Raw genomic sequence first — 16,468 nt, forward strand, 5'->3', positions numbered from 1 at the left:
GCCAGGAGGCGCGGGTCCGCCCCGCACCGCGCCTCCCGTCCGTCAGCACGTGCCGTCGAGAGCCGACGTCGTCAGCGCAGCACGTCGGCCCGGTGCACGAGCGCCGCGGCGCCGATGAGGGGACCGTCCTGCGACAGCCCCGTCGGGACGATCCGCACCTTGGTCACGAAGCCGAACTCGACGCGCTCCGCCACCGCATCGCGCGCGTACTCGAAGAGGTCGGGCGTGACGTGCGAGAACCCGCCGCCGATGGCCACGACCTCGAGGTCGACGAGGCTCGTGGCCGCCGCGATGGCCTGCCCGAGGGCGCGACCGCTGCGCTTGACGGCCGCGACGGCGATCTCGTCGCCCGCCGCGTAGGCCGCCGAGAGCTCCTCGCCGGTGCTGCCGGTGAACCCCTGGCGCTGCGCCCACGCGACGGTCTTCGGGCCGCTGGCGATCGCCTCGAGGCAGCCGGTGCCGCCGCACGCGCAGTGGTCGTCGAAGCCGCCGCACTCGACGTGGCCGATGTGCCCGGCGTTGCCCGTCGGGCCGCTGACGGTCCGGCCGTGCAGGATCAGGCCGCCGCCGACGCCGGTGGACACGATCATGCCCATCACGTGGTCGGAGCCCTGCGCCGCGCCGACCCAGTGCTCGGCGAGCGTGATCGCCAGGCCGTCCATGCGGAGCGTCACCGGGACGCCGGCGGGGACGTGCGCGGCGACGCGGTCCCGGAGCGGGTACCCGCGCCAGACCGGCATGTTGAGCGGGGAGACGAGTCCGTGCTCCTCGTCGACCGGACCGGCCGAGCCGATGCCGACACCGACGAGCGTGGCGTCCGTCGGCAGCGCGGCGAGGGCGGCCGTCACGACCTCGTCGACCGCGGCCTGCAGCTCGTCGGACGTCCGGCCGGGGCCGGTCGGGCTGCGGAACCGCGTGGCGGGGAGGACGACGCCGGCGTCGGTGACGAGGGCCGCCTCGACCTTCGTGCCGCCGAGGTCGACGGCGAGGGCGAGCGGGGTGGATTGGGTCGTGGACATGCGCGCTCCGATGCGGCGGTCTGGAGGCGCGGTGCCGGTCTCGTACGCGTCGTCGCGTCCGGTGGGCGCCGGCCCCTGGTGGTGGGTCGGGTGGTGCTGGAGGTCGCGGGGGCTCGCGCCCCGGACCGTCAGTAGGACGTGGTGTCGTCGCCGACGGCCGACGCGGTGCCGGTCTCGGCGCGGTGCGCGACCTCGTCGAGGATGCGTGCCGAGGCGCTCGTGCCGATGCGGTCCGCACCGGCCTCGACCATCTCGAGCAGCGTGTCGAGCCCGCGGACGCCGCCGGAGGCCTTCACGCCGGTGTCGGGGCCGACCGTGGCGCGCATGAGCGCGATGTGCTCCGCGGTGGCGCCGCCGCCGGCGAACCCGGTGGAGGTCTTCACGAAGGCGGCACCGGCGGACCGTGCGGCACGCGACGCGGCGACGATCTCGTCGTCGGTGAGGAAGGCGGTCTCGAGGATGACCTTGACGACGGTGCTGCCCGCGGCGTCGACCACGGCGCGGACGTCGGCCTCGACGCGCTCCCAGTCGCCGGACTTCGCGGCGCCGATGTTCTGCACCATGTCGAGCTCGAACGCACCGTCGGCGAGGGCCTGCAGCGACTCGGCGACCTTGGCCGCGGTGGACGTGGTGCCGTGCGGGAACCCGATGACCGTGCCGACGCCGACCCCGGTGCCGGTCAGGCGCTCGACGGCGTGCGCGACGTCGCTCGGGCGGACGCACACGCTGAACACGCGGTACGCGGCGGCCTCGTCGAGCTGGGCGTCGACGTCCGAACGCGTGAGTTCGGGCTTGAGGATCGCGTGGTCGATGAGACCACGGACGGCATCGGCGGTGACGGAGAACGCTGCTTTGTCCACCCGGCAAGCCTACCCGGAGCCGAGCCGCGTACCGTGCCCCGCATGCGCGTCCTCGTCACCGGGGCCACCGGCTACATCGGCGGTCGTCTCGTCCCACGTCTCCTCGAAGCCGGTCACACCGTCCGCGTCTTCGTCCGCACGCCCCGGAAGCTGCAGGACGTCCCCTGGCACGACGACGTCGAGATCACCGCCGGCGACCTGCAGGACGCCGACGCCGTGCGCCGGGCCGTCGCCGACATCGAGGCCGTCTACTACCTCGCCCACGCGATGGGGGCGGACGGCGACTTCGAGCGGGCCGAGCGGGACGCTGCCGAGACCATGGCGCGCGAGGCCTCGGCCGCCGGCGTGCGCCGGTTCGTGTACCTCGGCGGCCTGCACCCCGACGGCGAGCTCTCGAAGCACCTCCGCAGCCGCAAGGAGGTCGGGGACGTCCTGCTCCACTCCGGCGTCCCGACGATCGCGTACCAGGCCGGCGTGGTGATCGGGTCCGGCAGCACCTCGTTCGAGATGATCCGCCACGTCACCGACGTCCTGCCGTGGATGCCGGCGCCGCGGTGGGTCCGGAACCGCATCCAGCCGATCGCCGTCCGTGACGTCCTCTACTACCTCGTCAAGGCGCTCGACATCCCCGCGGACGTGAACCGCACGTTCGACATCGGCGGCCCGGACGTCCTCCGCTACGGGCAGATGCTCAACGGGTACGCGGTGGAGGCGAAGCTCCCGCAGCGCCCGATCTCGCCGCTGCCCGTCCTCACCCCGGGGCTCGCGGCGCACTGGTTCAACATCGTGACGCCGATCCCGCGGAAGCTCGCCAAGCCGATCATCGAGTCGCTCCAGTTCGAGTGCGTCCAGCGCGAGCACGACATCGACGACGTGGTGCCGCGGCCGGAGGGCGGGCTGACCGGGTACCGCCGCGCGGTCCGTCTCGCCCTGAGCCGCATGCGCACCGGCGAGGTCGAGACCAGTTGGCGGAACGCGACGCTCGCGGCCACCCCCGCGGACCCGCTGCCGAGCGACCCGGACTGGGCCGGCCACACCGTCTACGTCGACGACCGCAAGCGCCACTCGGCCGCATCGGCGGACGACGTCTGGCGGGTCGTCGAGTCGATCGGCGGCGAGAACGGGTGGTACTCCTTCCCGCTCGCCTGGGTGGCACGCGGGTGGATGGACAAGCTCGCCGGGGGAGTCGGCCTGAACCGCGGGCGGCGCGACCAGAAGCGCCTCGAACAGGGCGACGCCCTCGACTGGTGGCGCGTGGAGCGGCTCGAACGCGGGCGCTACCTGCGACTGCGCGCCGAGTTCAAGTCCCCGGGCCGCGCCTGGCTCGAGATGACCGTGACCCCCGCGGACGACGGTGGCAGCGACTACCGGCAGCGGGCGATCTACTTCCCGCAGGGGCTCGCGGGCCGCCTGTACTGGTACTCGATCCTGCCGTTCCACGGCGTGATCTTCCCCGGGATGGTCGAGCGCATCACGGCGGCCGCCGAGCGGGAGTCCGAGCACACCGAGTCGACGGGGCGGAACTGGACCCAGCAGAATGGGAACCCGGAACCCGCACACGAGGAGGCAGCATGACCGAGGAACGCACGAGCGTCCTGTTCCTGGGCGACAGCATCACCGAGCAGGGGTCGTGGGACGCCTGGCTGCCCGACGAGCGGACCGTCAACCAGGGCATCGGCGGTGACACGACCGACGGGGTCCTCGCACGCCTGGACGCCGTCGTCGCCGAGCAGCCCGAGGTCATCGTCCTGCTCATCGGCACGAACGACTTCGGCAACCACCGCAAGAGCGTCGAGCACGTCGTCCGGGGGGTCGAGTCCGTGCTCGTGACCCTCCGCCGCGAGCTCCCGGGCGTCCGGCTGCTCCTCGTGTCGATCCTGCCGCGGCAGGCGGAGTACACGGCCAAGATCGAGGAGGCGAACCGGCACCTCCGCCAGTTCGTCGCCACCTGCCACGCCCAGTACCTCGACGCGTGGCCGGCCCTCGCCGACGGCGACCACCTCGACGACCGGTTCACCGACGACGGCCTGCACCTCACCGAGGACGGCTACCGGGCGTACGTCGCCGAGCTCGTGCCCGCGCTCGAACGGGTGCGCGAGCTCCCGCCGATGTCCCGGTCCATCCAGGCGATCGACCTCGACGGGGCCACCGCCTGATGGCAGGACGGAAGGGTCGACCACCGGCGGGATCGTCGCTGCACGGCGTGCCGGTGGGCGGGGCGGAGCCGACGCGGTCGGGCTCGGCGTCCGGCGGGAGAGCAGGACGCGAGCTGCCGCCGTTCACCCGGCCGGCCCTCGCCCCGTCGCTGATCGCGGCGATCGTGCTCCTCGCCTGCGTCGCGATCGTCGACTCGTCCGGCTTCGTGTTCGCCCGCTGGGGTGTCACCGTGCTCAGCCTCATCGTCCTCGTCTTCGCCGTGCGGGGGCGGACGTGGTGGGCGGCGCTCCTGATGGCCGCGATCGCCGTCTGCTGGAACCCGCTCGCGGTCGTGCCGATCCCCGGCGAGGTGTGGGCGGCGCTGCAGCTCGTCGCGGCCGCACTGTTCATCGTCGTCGGCATCGTCGTGAAGGTGCCGCGCGAGGCGGAGGCGAGCAGCGCCTCCAGGCCCTAGCCCGGGCGACCGACGAGCGGACCGAGCGTCCGCGCGGACGGTAGGATGAGTCGCCGGGCAAACGGGTCCGGCGCACTGATCCGAAGGGTGTGGATGAGCAACGAGACCGAGCCGGTGACCGAGAGTCCTCTGCTGAACCCTCGACCGTCCTCCGGCGGTCTCGAACGTCCCGACGTCGTCGTGCGGAAGGGACGCCTGACGCTCGTCAACGGACACCTGACGCCGCAGCAGTCGATGATCGAGGACCTCCTGTTCCTCGACGACGCCCTCACCGCCGGTGACGTCGACCACCTGCTCATCCGCGGCAACGACCAGCGGCCGGTGATCGCCCTCGACGAGCGCGACCGGCAGCGGGCAGAGAGCGCCGTCATGGCCGCCGCGGCGAACGAGCCCTTCTACGCGAAGCCTCCGGGGAAGCCCGCGGTGCTCGTCATCGACGACGGCCTCGGGTCCGTCGACGAGCCCGTCCTGCGCGTGTTCCGGCCGCGCCTCGAGCCGCTCGGACGCCTGCGCTACGGCGCCGAGACGAGCGTGCAGCTCGAGTTCTGGCGGGTCACCGACACCGAGGTCCTCGCGCCGGTCGAGAACGCCCTGATGCGCCGCAGCCTGCCCGTCGACGAGTTCGTGCTCGTCGACATCGAGCGGTACGGCCGCACCTGGCGCACGGTCGAGCACATGTTCGACGACCACGTGTCCGACATCCGGTTCCCGATCGACATCGTGTTCTCGTGGGTCGACGGCAACGCGATCGAGTACCAGCGCGCACGACAGGCTGCGCAGTCCGGTGCGGTCCTGGGCGAGGGCGACGACGCCCCCGCCCGCTTCCGCCAGATCGACGAGCTGAAGTACGCGCTCCGGTCGGTGCACACGTTCGCGCCCTGGATCCGGCAGATCTACATCGCCACGGACTCCCCGGCGCCCGCCTGGCTCGCCGAGCACCCCAAGGTGCGCATCGTCCGCTCCGAGGAGTTCTTCGCCGACCCCTCCGTCCTGCCGACGCACAACTCGCAGGCCGTCGAGTCACAGCTGCACCACATCCCGGGCATCAGCGAGCACTTCATCTACTCGAACGACGACATGTTCTTCGGCCGCCTGGTCGACCCCTCGGTGTTCTTCAGCCCGGGCTCGGTGACGAAGTTCATCCTCGCGACGACGCGGATCGGCCTCGGGTCGAACAACCCGGCACGCAGCGGGTTCGAGAACTCCGCCCGGGTCAACCGCCGACTGCTGCAGCAGCGGTTCGGTGCGGTGACGACCCGGCACCTCGAGCACGCGCCGACCCCGCTGCGCGCCTCGATCATGACCGAGATGGAGCACGAGTTCGCCGACGAGTTCGCGGCCACCGCGGCCTCACGGTTCCGTGCTGCCGAGAACATCTCGGTGACGAACTCGCTGTACCACTACTACTCGCTGCTCACCGGCCGGGCGATCGTGCAGGAGAACGCCGAGGTGCGGTACATCGACACGACGATGCAGTCCGGTCTGCGGGCGCTCGGCGACCTGCTCAAGAAGCGCAACGCGGACTTCTTCTGCCTGAACGACGGGAGCTTCCCCGAGGTCAGCGACGAGGAGCGGACGCAGCGGGTGACGGACTTCCTCGAGAAGTACTTCCCGTTCCCGGCGCCGTGGGAGCGCCCCGCGGGCTGAGGCGGGCGCGCGGGCTCGCGCCGGCACATGGTGAGCAGAAATGGTCGGGTCCACAGCGCGGACCCGACCATTTCTGCTCACGAAGTGCGGCGGCCTACCGGTGGACGGGGGAGACCGGCACGGAGTCGAGCGTGAACACCGGGATGCTCGACGTCACCGGCGCGGGCTCCGCAGCCGCCGGGATCGTCACGCCGGCCGCAGCGAGCCGAGCCTCGGTCTGGGCCGACGACACCGGCTCGCCGACCGTGGCGTAGTGCCCGATCGGCACGACCGAGTGCACCACGTTGTGGCCGTAGACGTGCACGAGGTTGAACGACTGCGCGCCGTCCTGCCCTCGGGTACCGCCCTGGTACTCGGTGAGGTCCTGCGTGTAGCACGTGGCACTCGCGACCGACACGGGGATGCCCGCGAAGACGGCACTCGTCGAGTAGTGCAGGTGGCCGGCGATGATGGCGATGACGTCGCTGCCCTCGACGACCTCGGCCAGGGCGTCCTGGTCGCGGAGCTCGACGAGGACGGCGAGGTCCTGCACGCTCGGCACCGGCGGGTGGTGCATCGCGAGGATGGTGCCGTGCGGTGCCTGCTCCGACAGGACCTCGGCCAGCCAGTCGAGCTGCTCGGGGGAGACCTCGCCGTGGTGGGCGCCGGGCACGCTCGTGTCGAGGGTGATCACCCGGAGGCCGTTGACGTCGTAGACGAAGTCGACCGGACGGTCGGTCGGCTGGAGCCCGAACAGCTCCTGCCGGAAGGCACCGCGTTCGTCGTGGTTGCCCATCGCCCAGATGACCTGTGCGCCGATCCGCCGCGCGGCCGGCTCGACGATGTCGCGGATGCGGGCGTACGCGCCGGGTTCGCCCTTGTCGGCGACGTCGCCCGTGACGACGATGGCCTCGGGACGCGTCCCCGACGACTCGATGTCGGCGATGATCTGGCCGAGCCGCGCAGCTGAGTCGACGTCACCGTAGAGGTCGCCGTCACCCGCCACGAGATGGGTGTCGCTGAGGTGGAGCAGGAAGTGGTTCGGCCTGGGGTGTTCGGCCGTCCGGCTGTCCATCGGGGTCTCATTCCGTTGGTCGGGTGCGTGGTGCAACACAGTGCCACACCGTCCTGGACGAGTCCAGCACGTGTCGGTGAATCGAACGTGAACGCGGCACGGCGTGTTCCCGCACGCACGACGAAACCCCCGCCACCGAGGTGACGGGGGTTCCGGTGCGCAGGGTGCCTAGTGCTTCGACTCGACCGCGGGCGCTTCGTGTCCGGCTTCGAGGTCCGGGCCGTGGTGCGCGGCGTGCGCAGCCTCGAGCTCGGCCTTGGACACCGGGGTGATCCGGTCCTCGAAGAAGAAGCGCGACATGCTGGCGCGGGCCTTCTGCAGGCTCGAGATCTTGCCTCGGGCGTTCGGACGGATCATGAGCGGCTTGTACTCGTTGAACTGCAGGAGCTTCCACCGCTCGTACTCGTCGAGCTGCTCGTGCACCTCGATGTACTCGCCGTGGGGGAGTCGCACGATGCGTCCGGATTCGTACCCGTGCAGGACGATCTCGCGGTCCTTCTTCTGCAGGGCGAGGCACACGCGCTTCGTGATCCAGAAGGCGACGAACGGGCCGAGGACCGTCGTGGCCTGGATCACGTGGATGACGTGGTCGATCGACACGTAGAAGTGGGTCGCGATGATGTCCGACGACGCGGCCGCCCAGAGGCTCGCGTAGAGCGTGATGCCGGCGGCACCGAACGCCGTGCGGGTCGGGGCGTTGCGCGGGCGGTCGAGGATGTGGTGCTCACGCTTGTCGCCGGTGACCCAACCCTCGATGAAGGGGTAGATGAAGATGGCGAGGATGAGGAACACCAGCACCGCGATCGGCACGAGGATGTTGAACGACACCGTGTAGCCGAACCACACGACCTCCCAGTGCGGCGGCACCAGACGGAGCGCGCCGTCGGCGAAGCCGATGTACCAGTCGGGCTGGGTACCGGCGGACACCGGGGAGGGGTCGTACGGGCCGTAGTTCCAGATCGGGTTGATCGTGAACAGCGACGCGATGAGGGCGAGGATGCCCGCGACGATGAAGAAGAACCCACCGGCCTTCGCCGCGAACGCCGGGAGGATCGGCACGCCGACGACGTTCTCGTTCGTCTTGCCGGGGCCGGCGAACTGCGTGTGCTTGTTGATGACGACCAGCACGAGGTGGACGCCGAGCACCGCGACGAGGATCGCCGGGAGCAGCAGGATGTGCAGCGTGTAGAGGCGGCCGACGATGTCGGTCCCCGGGAACTCGCCACCGAAGAGCAGGTAGGCGATCCAGACGCCGATGACCGGCACACCCTCGATCATGCCGACGATGATGCGCAGACCGTTGCCGGAGAGCAGGTCGTCGGGGAGCGAGTAGCCCGTGAAGCCCTCGGCCATGGCCAGGACCCACAGGATGAAGCCGAACACCCAGTTGAGCTCACGCGGCTTGCGGAAGGCACCGGTGAAGAACACGCGGGCCATGTGCAGCATGATCGAGGCCACGAACAGCAGGGCCGCCCAGTGGTGGATCTGCCGGACGAAGAGCCCGCCGCGGATGTCGAACGAGATGTTGAGCGTCGACTGCAGTGCGGTCGACATCTCGATGCCCTTCAGCGGGACGTACGAGCCGTGGTAGACCACCTCGGCCATGGACGCCTGGAAGAAGAACGTGAGGAAGGTACCGGACAGCAGGACGACGACGAAGCTGTACAGCGCCACCTCGCCGAGCATGAAGCTCCAGTGGTCGGGGAAGATCTTGCGCCCGACTTCCTTCACGAGGCCCGAGATGCTCGTGCGCTCGTCGATGTAGTTGGCGACCCCGCCGATGATGCGGGATCCGCGCTCCGGTGCCGGCTTGGTGGTCGACGACGCGGGTGCGTTGGTGGTCGTGCTGCTCATCAGCGTTCACGCTCCCAGAAGGACGGGCCGACGGGCTCGTGGAAGTCGCTCTGCGCAACCAGGTAGCCGTCGTCGTCGATCGCGATCGGAAGTTGGGGGAGGGGGCGTGCCGCCGGCCCGAAGATGACCTCGCAGTTGTTCGAGACATCGAAGGTCGACTGGTGGCACGGGCAGAGCAGGTGGTGCGTCTGCTGTTCGTACAGGGCGACCGGGCATCCGACGTGGGTGCAGATCTTCGAGTACGCGACGATGCCGTCGTAGCCCCAGTTCTCGTGGCCCTTGGAGGGGTTGAGGTCCTTGGGGTCGAGGCGCATGAGGAGGACGGAGGCCTTGGCCTTCTCCTCGAGCATGTCCTCCTTGTCGAGCATGCCGTCCGGGATGACGTGGAACACCGAACCGATGGTCACGTCGGACGCCTTGATCGGCAGACCCGTCGGGTCCTTCGTCAGGCGCGTGCCCTTCGCCCACATGGTGTGGCGGAGGAGTTCGTTCGGGTCGGCCGCGGGCGCGAGGTCGCGCACGAGGACGATGCCCGGGAGGGGGAAGGCCGCCAGGGCGCCGATCATCGAGTTGCGGATCAGCTTGCGACGGCTGAAGCCGGACTCCTTGTCGGCGAGCTGGAACGCCTCGACCGCCTTGGCGCGGGTCGCGTCGGTGCCGCGGGTGCCGTGGCGGAGCTCGGTGATCTCGCGGTCCACCACGAGCGACTTCGACCAGTACACGGCGCCGAGGCCCAGCGCGAGGAGGGCGAGGGCGATCGAGAGGCCGAGCCAGAGGTTGGCGGTCCGGACGGTCCCGAAGTCGTCGGAGTCGATCGGGAAGGCGACGTAGGCCGCGATCGCGAGGACACTGCCCACGATCGACAGGTAGAAGAACGTGGCGACCTGACGCTCGGCCAGGCGCTGCTTCTTCGGGTCGACGTCGGTGCGGCGTGCGCGGTGCGGCGGCTCGCCCGGGTTCTCGAACGGGTCCGTCGGCAGGACCGCGATCCCGGCCGAGGTGGTGGTCGTGCCGTGCTTCTCGACAGCCGAGGACGAGTTCAGTGCCTCGTCGTCGTGCTCTGCCATGGTGTTCCCTTCAGTGTCGTTCGACACGGACGATCAGTTGGACTTCGCGGTCAGCCAGACGGTCATCGCGACGACCGCGCCGAGTCCGAAGATCCAGATGAACAGACCCTCTGCCACCGGGCCGAGGGAGCCGAGTGCGAACCCGCCGGGCGACTTGTTGTCCTGCACGTACTTGAGGTACGTGATGATGTCGGCCTTCTGCTCGGGGGTGAGGTTCAGGTCGTTGAACACCGGCATGTTCTGCGGGCCAGTGACCATGGCCTCGTAGATGTGCTTGCCGGACACCGACTGCAGGTTCGGCGCGTACTTGCCCTCGGTCAGGGCACCGCCGGCGCCGGCCACGTTGTGGCACATGGCGCAGTTGATGCGGAAGAGCTCCGCACCTTCGGCGGCGTCGCCGTCCTCGCCGTTGGTGAGGCTCTCGGAGGGGACCGCCGGGCCGGGGCCGAGCGAGGCGACGTACTCGGCGAGTGCGTCGATCTGCTCGTCCGTGAACTGCGCGGGCTTCTCTTCGGCCTGGGGGCCCTGGGCGGCCATCGGCATGCGGCCGGTGCCGACCTGGAAGTCGACCGACGCGGCACCGACACCGATGAGGGACGGACCCTCGCTGGTGCCCTGCGCGGAGAGGCCGTGGCAGGTGGCGCAGTTCGAGGCGAAGAGCTTCTGGCCCTCGTTCACCTTCGACTGGCTCGAGGCCGCCACGGTGCTCGTGCTGTCGTCGGCGTTCGCCGTGGAGCTGAACAGCGCGTACGCACCGCCGGTGGTCATGAGACCGACGACGATGAGCGACACGGTCGCCATCGGGGAACGGCGGCCCTTCTTGGACTTGGTTCTGTTGAACATGCGGTGGGGGCTATCCAGTTCCTACTTGAGAAGGTAGATGACGGCGAAGAGGCCGATCCAGACGACGTCGACGAAGTGCCAGTAGTACGACACGACGATCGCGGTGGTCGCTTCCTTGTGACCGAAGTTCTTGGCGGCGAACCCGCGGCCGAGCGTCAGCAGGAAGGCGATGAGGCCACCCGTGACGTGCAGACCGTGGAACCCGGTGGTCATGTAGAAGGCCGAACCGTAGGCGCTGGAGGAGAGCGTCACGCCCTCGTGCCAGAGGTTCGCGTACTCGAAGATCTGGCCGCAGACGAAGATCGCGCCCATGCAGTACGTGACGAAGAACCACTCCGTCATGCCCCAGTCCTTGGGGTTCCAGCTCGTCCGGTGCACCTGGAAGCGCTCGGCCGCGAAGACCGCGAACTGGCAGGCGAAGCTGGACAGCACCAGGATGATCGTGTTCACCGAGGCGAAGGGCACCTCGAGCTTGGCGGTCTCGGTCGCCCAGAGTTCGGGCGAGGTGCTGCGCAACGTGAAGTAGATCGCGAACAGGCCGGCGAAGAACATGACCTCGCTGCCCAGCCACACGATCGTCCCCACGGCAACGGCGTTCGGCCTGTTCAGGACCGGACCGCTGGCGGATCTGGAGAGAGGGGTGCTAGTCACAGACTCCATTATGGCCGAAACCACGGACAGTGTTTTCGCAGCCAACTGGCGGGTCTCTCGAATTCACTACGATCAGAGCATGCTCGACGCTCTCACCTGGCCTGCCGTGATCAGCGCGCTCATGGCGCGCGAAGACCTGACGATCAGCCAGTCCACATGGGCCATGCAGGAGATCGTGGCAGGTCGGGCCACCCCGGCGCAGATCGCCGCCTTCGTCGTGGCCCTCCGCGCCAAGGGCGAGACCGTCGACGAGGTCGTCGGTTTCCGCGACGCGATCCTCGACGCGGCCGTCCAGCTCGACGTCGACCCGATGGCACTGGACATCGTGGGCACCGGCGGCGACGTCGTCGGCACGGTGAACGTCTCGACGATGAGCGCGATCGTGATCGCCGCCGCGGGTGTCCCCGTCGTGAAGCACGGCAACAAGGCGAGCTCCTCGAAGTCCGGGTCGAGCGACGTCCTCGCCGCACTCGGGCTCGACCTGACGATGGACGCCGCGCGTGTCGCGGACACGTTCCGGCGTGTCGGACTGACCTTCGCGTTCGCGAGCGCCTTCCACCCCGGGTTCGCGCACGCCGGACCCGTCCGCCGCGAGATCGGCGTCCCGACGGTGTTCAACTTCCTCGGTCCGCTCGTCAACCCCGCACGGTGCGAGGCGAACGCCGTGGGCGTGGCGCAGCTCGAGCTCGTCCCGATCATCACGGGCGTGTTCCAGACCCGCGGGGCGACCGCGCTCGTGTTCCGCGGCGACGACGGCCTCGACGAGCTGACGACGACCGGGCACAGCCACATCTGGGAGGTCACCGGCGGCCGCGTCACCGAGCACGACCTCGACCCGCGCGACCTCGGGATCGCCCGGGCCCGGATCGAGGACCTGCTCGGCGGCGACCCGGAGCACAACGCCGCCGTGGTGCACCGCGTCCTCGCGGGGGAGACCGGCCCCGTCCGCGACATCGTCCTGCTCAACGCCGCCGCCGGCCTGGTGTCCTTCCGCCTGGCGGAGGACCCGGCCGAGGTCGACCGCCCGATCCTGCAGCGCTTCCGCGAGCAGCTGGTCGTCGCGGCCGACGCGATCGACTCGGGCGCCGCCGCGCGCAAGCTGGCCGACTGGGTGGGCGCGACCCCCGTCGCGTGAGCGCAGACGCAACACAGCGGAGGCGCGGTGCCGGTCCGTGGGACCGGCACCGCGCCTCCAGGCGGTCACCTCAGGACAGGACTACTGGACGTCCTCGTCGACCCAGTCGAACGTCTTCGTGACGGCCTTCTTCCAGAGGCGCAGGGTGCGCTCGCGCTCGGCTTCGTCGAGCTGCGGCTCCCAGCGCTTGTCCTCCTGCCAGTTGGCACGGAGCTCGTCGAGGTTCGCCCAGAACCCGACCGCGAGCCCGGCCGCGTAGGCCGCGCCGAGCGCCGTCGTCTCCGCGACGACCGGACGGACCACCGGCACGTTCAGGATGTCCGCCTGGAACTGCATGAGCGCGTCGTTGGCGGTCATGCCGCCGTCGACCTTGAGCTCGGTGAGGTCCACACCGGAGTCCGCGTTGACGGCGTCGAGGACCTCGCGGGTCTGCAGCGCCGTCGCCTCGAGGGCGGCGCGGGCGATGTGACCCTTGTTGACGTAGCGGGTGAGGCCGACGATGGCACCGCGGGCATCCGGACGCCAGTACGGCGCGAAGAGCCCCGAGAACGCCGGGACGAAGTACACGCCGCCGTTGTCCTCGACGGTCTTGGCGAGGGCCTCGACCTCCGGGGCGCTGCCGATCAGGCCGAGGTTGTCGCGGAGCCACTGGATGAGCGAGCCCGTGACGGCGATCGAACCCTCGAGCGCGTAGTGCGTCTCCTGGTCGCCGAGCTTGTAGCCGACGGTCGTGAGCAGCCCGTTCTCCGAGCGGACGATCTCCGTGCCCGTGTTGAAGATGAGGAAGTTGCCCGTGCCGTAGGTGTTCTTCGACTCGCCCTGGTCGAACGCCGCCTGGCCGAACGTCGCGGCCTGCTGGTCGCCGAGGATGCCGGCGATCGGGACCTCGCGGAGGAGGTTCGAGGACTCGACGTGGCCGTAGACCTCGGAGGAGCTGACGATCTCGGGGAGCATCGACTTCGGCACACCGAAGTCGGCGAGGATGTCGTCGCGCCACTCGAGCGTCTCGAGGTCCATGAACAGCGTGCGGGACGCGTTCGTGACGTCGGTCTTGTGGACGCCGCCGTCGACGCCACCGGTCAGGTTCCAGAGGACCCAGGTGTCGGTGGTGCCGAAGAGCAGGTCGCCCGCCTCGGCCTTCTCGCGCGCACCCTCGACGTTCTCGAGGATCCAGACGATCTTGGTGCCGGCGAAGTACGTCGCCAGCGGCAGACCGACGACCGACTTGTAGCGGTCGGTGTCGCCGTCGGCGAGCTTGTCGACAATCGACTGCGTGCGGGTGTCCTGCCAGACGATCGCGTTGTAGACCGGCTTGCCGGTGTTCTTGTCCCAGACCACCGCGGTCTCGCGCTGGTTGGTGATGCCGACCGCCGCGACGTCGTGGCGGGTGATGTCGGCGCGGGACAGGGCCTGGCCGATGACCTCACGGGTGTTGTCCCAGATCTCCGACGGGTCGTGCTCGACCCACCCGGCACGCGGGAAGATCTGCTCGTGCTCCTTCTGTCCGACGGACACGATCGAGCCGGAGTGGTCGAAGACGATCGCTCGGGTGGAGGTCGTGCCCTGGTCGATGGCGACGATGTAGTCGGCCATTGGTGCTCCTAACGGTCTTGCTCGGGTGGGTGTGGTGAGGGTGGATCAGGCGAGGGGCAGGAGTGCGTACGACAGCCCGGCTGCGAGGGCACCACCGACGAGGGGGCCGACGACCGGCACCCAGGCGTAGGCCCAGTCGCTCGAGCCCTTGCCCTTGATCGGCAGGAAGGCGTGCGCGATGCGGGGGCCGAGGTCACGTGCAGGGTTGATCGCGTAGCCGGTCGGGCCACCGAGGCTGACACCGATCGCGATCACGAGGAAGGCGACCGGGATGGCGCCGAGCTCGGCCGGGGTCTTGCCGTTGGTGAAGGCGATGACCACGAAGACGAGCACGAAGGTGCCGATGATCTCGGTGACGAGGTTCCAGCCGTACGTGCGGATCGCCGGGCCGGTGGAGAAGACGCCGAGCTTCGCGGCCGCGTCGGGTTCCTCGTCGAAGTGCTGCTTGTAGGCCAGCCAGACGATGACCGCACCGATGATCGCGCCGATCAGCTGGGCGAGCCAGTAGAGGAACATCTCACCGATGGTGATGTTGCCCAGGATGGCCTGCGCGAGGCTCACCGCGGGGTTGAGCTGGCCGCCGGACTTGTACGACACGGTGACACCGGCGAAGACCGCGAAGCCCCAACCGATCGTCACCATGAGGAAGCCGGCTCCGAAGCCCTTGGACTTCGTCAGCGAGACAGCGGCGACGACGCCGCCACCCAGGATGATGAGCATCGCCGTGCCGACGAGCTCGGAGAGGAAATTGACGCCGATGCCGTCCATCGGTGACCTCCAGTGCGTGAGGGTGGGGGTCCGGTGGTACAGCGCCGGCACTCCCCGTTGAGTGATTGGGGCCGAGCATACTGACGGGCATCGACGGATGGCGATGCATTCGTGAGGGAAGTGCGCGATTGTGCACGAACGTGCATGGTCGGTGTGCGCCCGCGCATCCGAGGCCGGTGGGCCGCCCCCGGGGGGGTGCACGAACGTGCACACGGGGGGAACGCTCGCCCGGGGCGGCGATGTAGATTGAGGGCACTCCGGTCGACGACGGCGGTGCTGCCTCGCGATCGCCCGCACTCCGTGGAGGTCAGCATGAAGAAGCTCATCAACGATCCGCAGGCCGTGGTCGACGAGACCGTGCGCGGGTTCGCCCGTGCCCACGCCGGCCACGTCGTGCTGGTCGAGGACCCGATCCACATCCACCGCGCGGACGCCCCGGTGTCCGGCAAGGTCGGGATCGTCAGCGGCGGGGGCAGCGGACACGAGCCGCTGCACGCCGGGTTCGTCGGGTACGGCATGCTCGACGCCGCGGTGCCCGGGCCGGTGTTCACGAGTCCCACGCCGGACCCGATCGTCGCCGCGACGAAGGCCGTCGACGGGGGAGCGGGCGTGCTCCACATCGTCAAGAACTACACCGGCGACGTCCTCAACTTCGAGACCGCCGCCGAACTCGCCGGCATGGACGACGTCCGGGTCGAGTCCGTCGTGGTGGACGACGACGTCGCCGTGCAGGACTCGCTCTACACGGCCGGCCGACGCGGGGTCGCCGGCACCGTCGTCGTCGAGAAGTGCGCGGGCGCCGCAGCCGAGCGGGGGGACGACCTCGACGCCGTCGCCGCCGTCGCCCGGCACGTGAACGACGTCACGCGCTCGATGGGGCTCGCGCTCGCTTCCGGCACCGTCCCGCACGCCGGCGAGCCGTCGTTCACCCTCGCCGACGACGAGGTCGAGCTCGGCATCGGCATCCACGGCGAGCCCGGCCGCGAACGCATCCCGATGGCCCCGGCCGACGAGCTCGTGGACCGCGTGCTCGAACCGATCCTCACCGACCTCGCCGCTCCCGCCGGGTCGAAGCTCCTGCTCCTCGTGAACGGCATGGGCGGCACGCCCCTCTCCGAGCTCTACATCGCCTACCGACGCGCCGCCGAGGTCCTCACCGACCGCGGGTTCGACGTCACGCGTAGCCTGGTCGGCGACTACGTGACATCCCTCGAGATGCAGGGGTTCTCGCTCACCGTCACGGTGCTCGACGACGAACTCACCGCCCTCTGGGACGCACCGGTGGAGACCCCGGCACTGCGCTGGGGACGCTGAACCCACCGCACCACGACCCGGCCCGTGAACGGAGCCGGACGCAGGAAGGAAC

General features: G+C 69.9%; 15 protein-coding genes. 6 read left to right on the forward strand and 9 right to left on the reverse strand.

The window, feature by feature from the left end; translation table 11 throughout:
* Window positions 1–71: 71 nt before the first annotated feature.
* Together JSX79_RS09580 and deoC are read right to left on the reverse strand one after the other, a co-directional pair.
* Window positions 72–1,019 (reverse strand): ROK family protein, encoded by a 948-nt coding sequence (locus JSX79_RS09580; RefSeq protein WP_229085944.1) that lies wholly within the window; start codon window positions 1,017–1,019, stop codon window positions 72–74.
* A gap of 128 nt (window positions 1,020–1,147) precedes the next feature.
* Window positions 1,148–1,879: a deoxyribose-phosphate aldolase gene (gene deoC / locus JSX79_RS09585; RefSeq protein WP_071294682.1), complete on the reverse strand. Its 732-nt coding sequence runs from the start codon at window positions 1,877–1,879 to the stop codon at window positions 1,148–1,150.
* 42 nt (window positions 1,880–1,921) lie between these two features.
* Between deoC and JSX79_RS09590 the strand changes: the two genes are divergently transcribed.
* The 4 genes from JSX79_RS09590 (at window position 1,922) to JSX79_RS09605 (ending at window position 6,137) form a co-directional block, all read left to right on the forward strand.
* Window positions 1,922–3,454: an SDR family oxidoreductase gene (locus JSX79_RS09590; protein WP_070418981.1), complete on the forward strand. Its 1,533-nt coding sequence runs from the start codon at window positions 1,922–1,924 to the stop codon at window positions 3,452–3,454.
* Complete coding sequence (locus JSX79_RS09595) at window positions 3,451–4,035, forward strand: GDSL-type esterase/lipase family protein (RefSeq protein WP_071294684.1); 585 nt, start codon at window positions 3,451–3,453, stop codon at window positions 4,033–4,035. The genes JSX79_RS09590 and JSX79_RS09595 overlap by 4 nt, the downstream gene beginning before the upstream one ends.
* Entirely contained in the window at window positions 4,035–4,490 is a 456-nt protein-coding gene (locus JSX79_RS09600; RefSeq protein WP_229085945.1) for a DUF6804 family protein, read from the forward strand. The genes JSX79_RS09595 and JSX79_RS09600 overlap by 1 nt, the downstream gene beginning before the upstream one ends.
* Window positions 4,491–4,583: 93 nt before the next feature.
* On the forward strand, window positions 4,584–6,137 hold the full coding sequence (locus JSX79_RS09605) for a stealth conserved region 3 domain-containing protein (RefSeq protein ID WP_229085946.1): 1,554 nt from the start codon (window positions 4,584–4,586) through the stop codon (window positions 6,135–6,137).
* 94 nt (window positions 6,138–6,231) lie between these two features.
* On the opposite strand, the gene JSX79_RS09610 is transcribed toward JSX79_RS09605, so the two are convergent.
* From JSX79_RS09610 to JSX79_RS09630, 5 genes are all read right to left on the reverse strand, one after another.
* Window positions 6,232–7,191: a phosphodiesterase gene (locus JSX79_RS09610; RefSeq protein WP_071294686.1), complete on the reverse strand. Its 960-nt coding sequence runs from the start codon at window positions 7,189–7,191 to the stop codon at window positions 6,232–6,234.
* A 168-nt stretch (window positions 7,192–7,359) separates the two neighbouring features.
* Window positions 7,360–9,045: a cytochrome bc complex cytochrome b subunit gene (locus JSX79_RS09615; RefSeq protein WP_070418986.1), complete on the reverse strand. Its 1,686-nt coding sequence runs from the start codon at window positions 9,043–9,045 to the stop codon at window positions 7,360–7,362.
* Window positions 9,045–10,112 (reverse strand): ubiquinol-cytochrome c reductase iron-sulfur subunit, encoded by a 1,068-nt coding sequence (locus JSX79_RS09620; protein ID WP_070418987.1) that lies wholly within the window; start codon window positions 10,110–10,112, stop codon window positions 9,045–9,047. Before JSX79_RS09620 ends, JSX79_RS09615 begins: the two co-directional genes overlap by 1 nt.
* 33 nt (window positions 10,113–10,145) lie before the next feature.
* A complete protein-coding gene (locus tag JSX79_RS09625; protein ID WP_071294687.1) occupies window positions 10,146–10,955 on the reverse strand; it encodes a cytochrome c in 810 nt (269 codons plus the stop codon).
* A 21-nt stretch (window positions 10,956–10,976) separates the two neighbouring features.
* Complete coding sequence (locus JSX79_RS09630) at window positions 10,977–11,615, reverse strand: heme-copper oxidase subunit III (protein WP_031260857.1); 639 nt, start codon at window positions 11,613–11,615, stop codon at window positions 10,977–10,979.
* A gap of 70 nt (window positions 11,616–11,685) precedes the next feature.
* Between JSX79_RS09630 and trpD the strand changes: the two genes are divergently transcribed.
* A complete protein-coding gene (gene trpD, locus JSX79_RS09635) occupies window positions 11,686–12,741 on the forward strand; it encodes an anthranilate phosphoribosyltransferase (RefSeq protein WP_092387129.1) in 1,056 nt (351 codons plus the stop codon).
* 81 nt (window positions 12,742–12,822) lie between these two features.
* On the opposite strand, the gene glpK is transcribed toward trpD, so the two are convergent.
* A complete protein-coding gene (gene glpK / locus JSX79_RS09640) occupies window positions 12,823–14,334 on the reverse strand; it encodes a glycerol kinase GlpK (protein WP_070418990.1) in 1,512 nt (503 codons plus the stop codon).
* 45 nt (window positions 14,335–14,379) lie between these two features.
* Complete coding sequence (locus tag JSX79_RS09645; RefSeq protein ID WP_070418991.1) at window positions 14,380–15,102, reverse strand: MIP/aquaporin family protein; 723 nt, start codon at window positions 15,100–15,102, stop codon at window positions 14,380–14,382.
* Window positions 15,103–15,414: 312 nt separating this feature from the next.
* Here JSX79_RS09645 and dhaK point away from each other — a divergent pair, with 312 nt between their 5' ends.
* A complete protein-coding gene (dhaK, locus tag JSX79_RS09650) occupies window positions 15,415–16,416 on the forward strand; it encodes a dihydroxyacetone kinase subunit DhaK (protein ID WP_070419595.1) in 1,002 nt (333 codons plus the stop codon).
* The last annotated feature ends 52 nt before the right edge of the window (window positions 16,417–16,468 follow it).

Origin of the sequence: Curtobacterium sp. GD1 (assembly GCF_020882855.1) — a bacterium.
In the GTDB taxonomy this organism is placed as follows: Bacteria; Actinomycetota; Actinomycetes; order Actinomycetales; family Microbacteriaceae; genus Curtobacterium.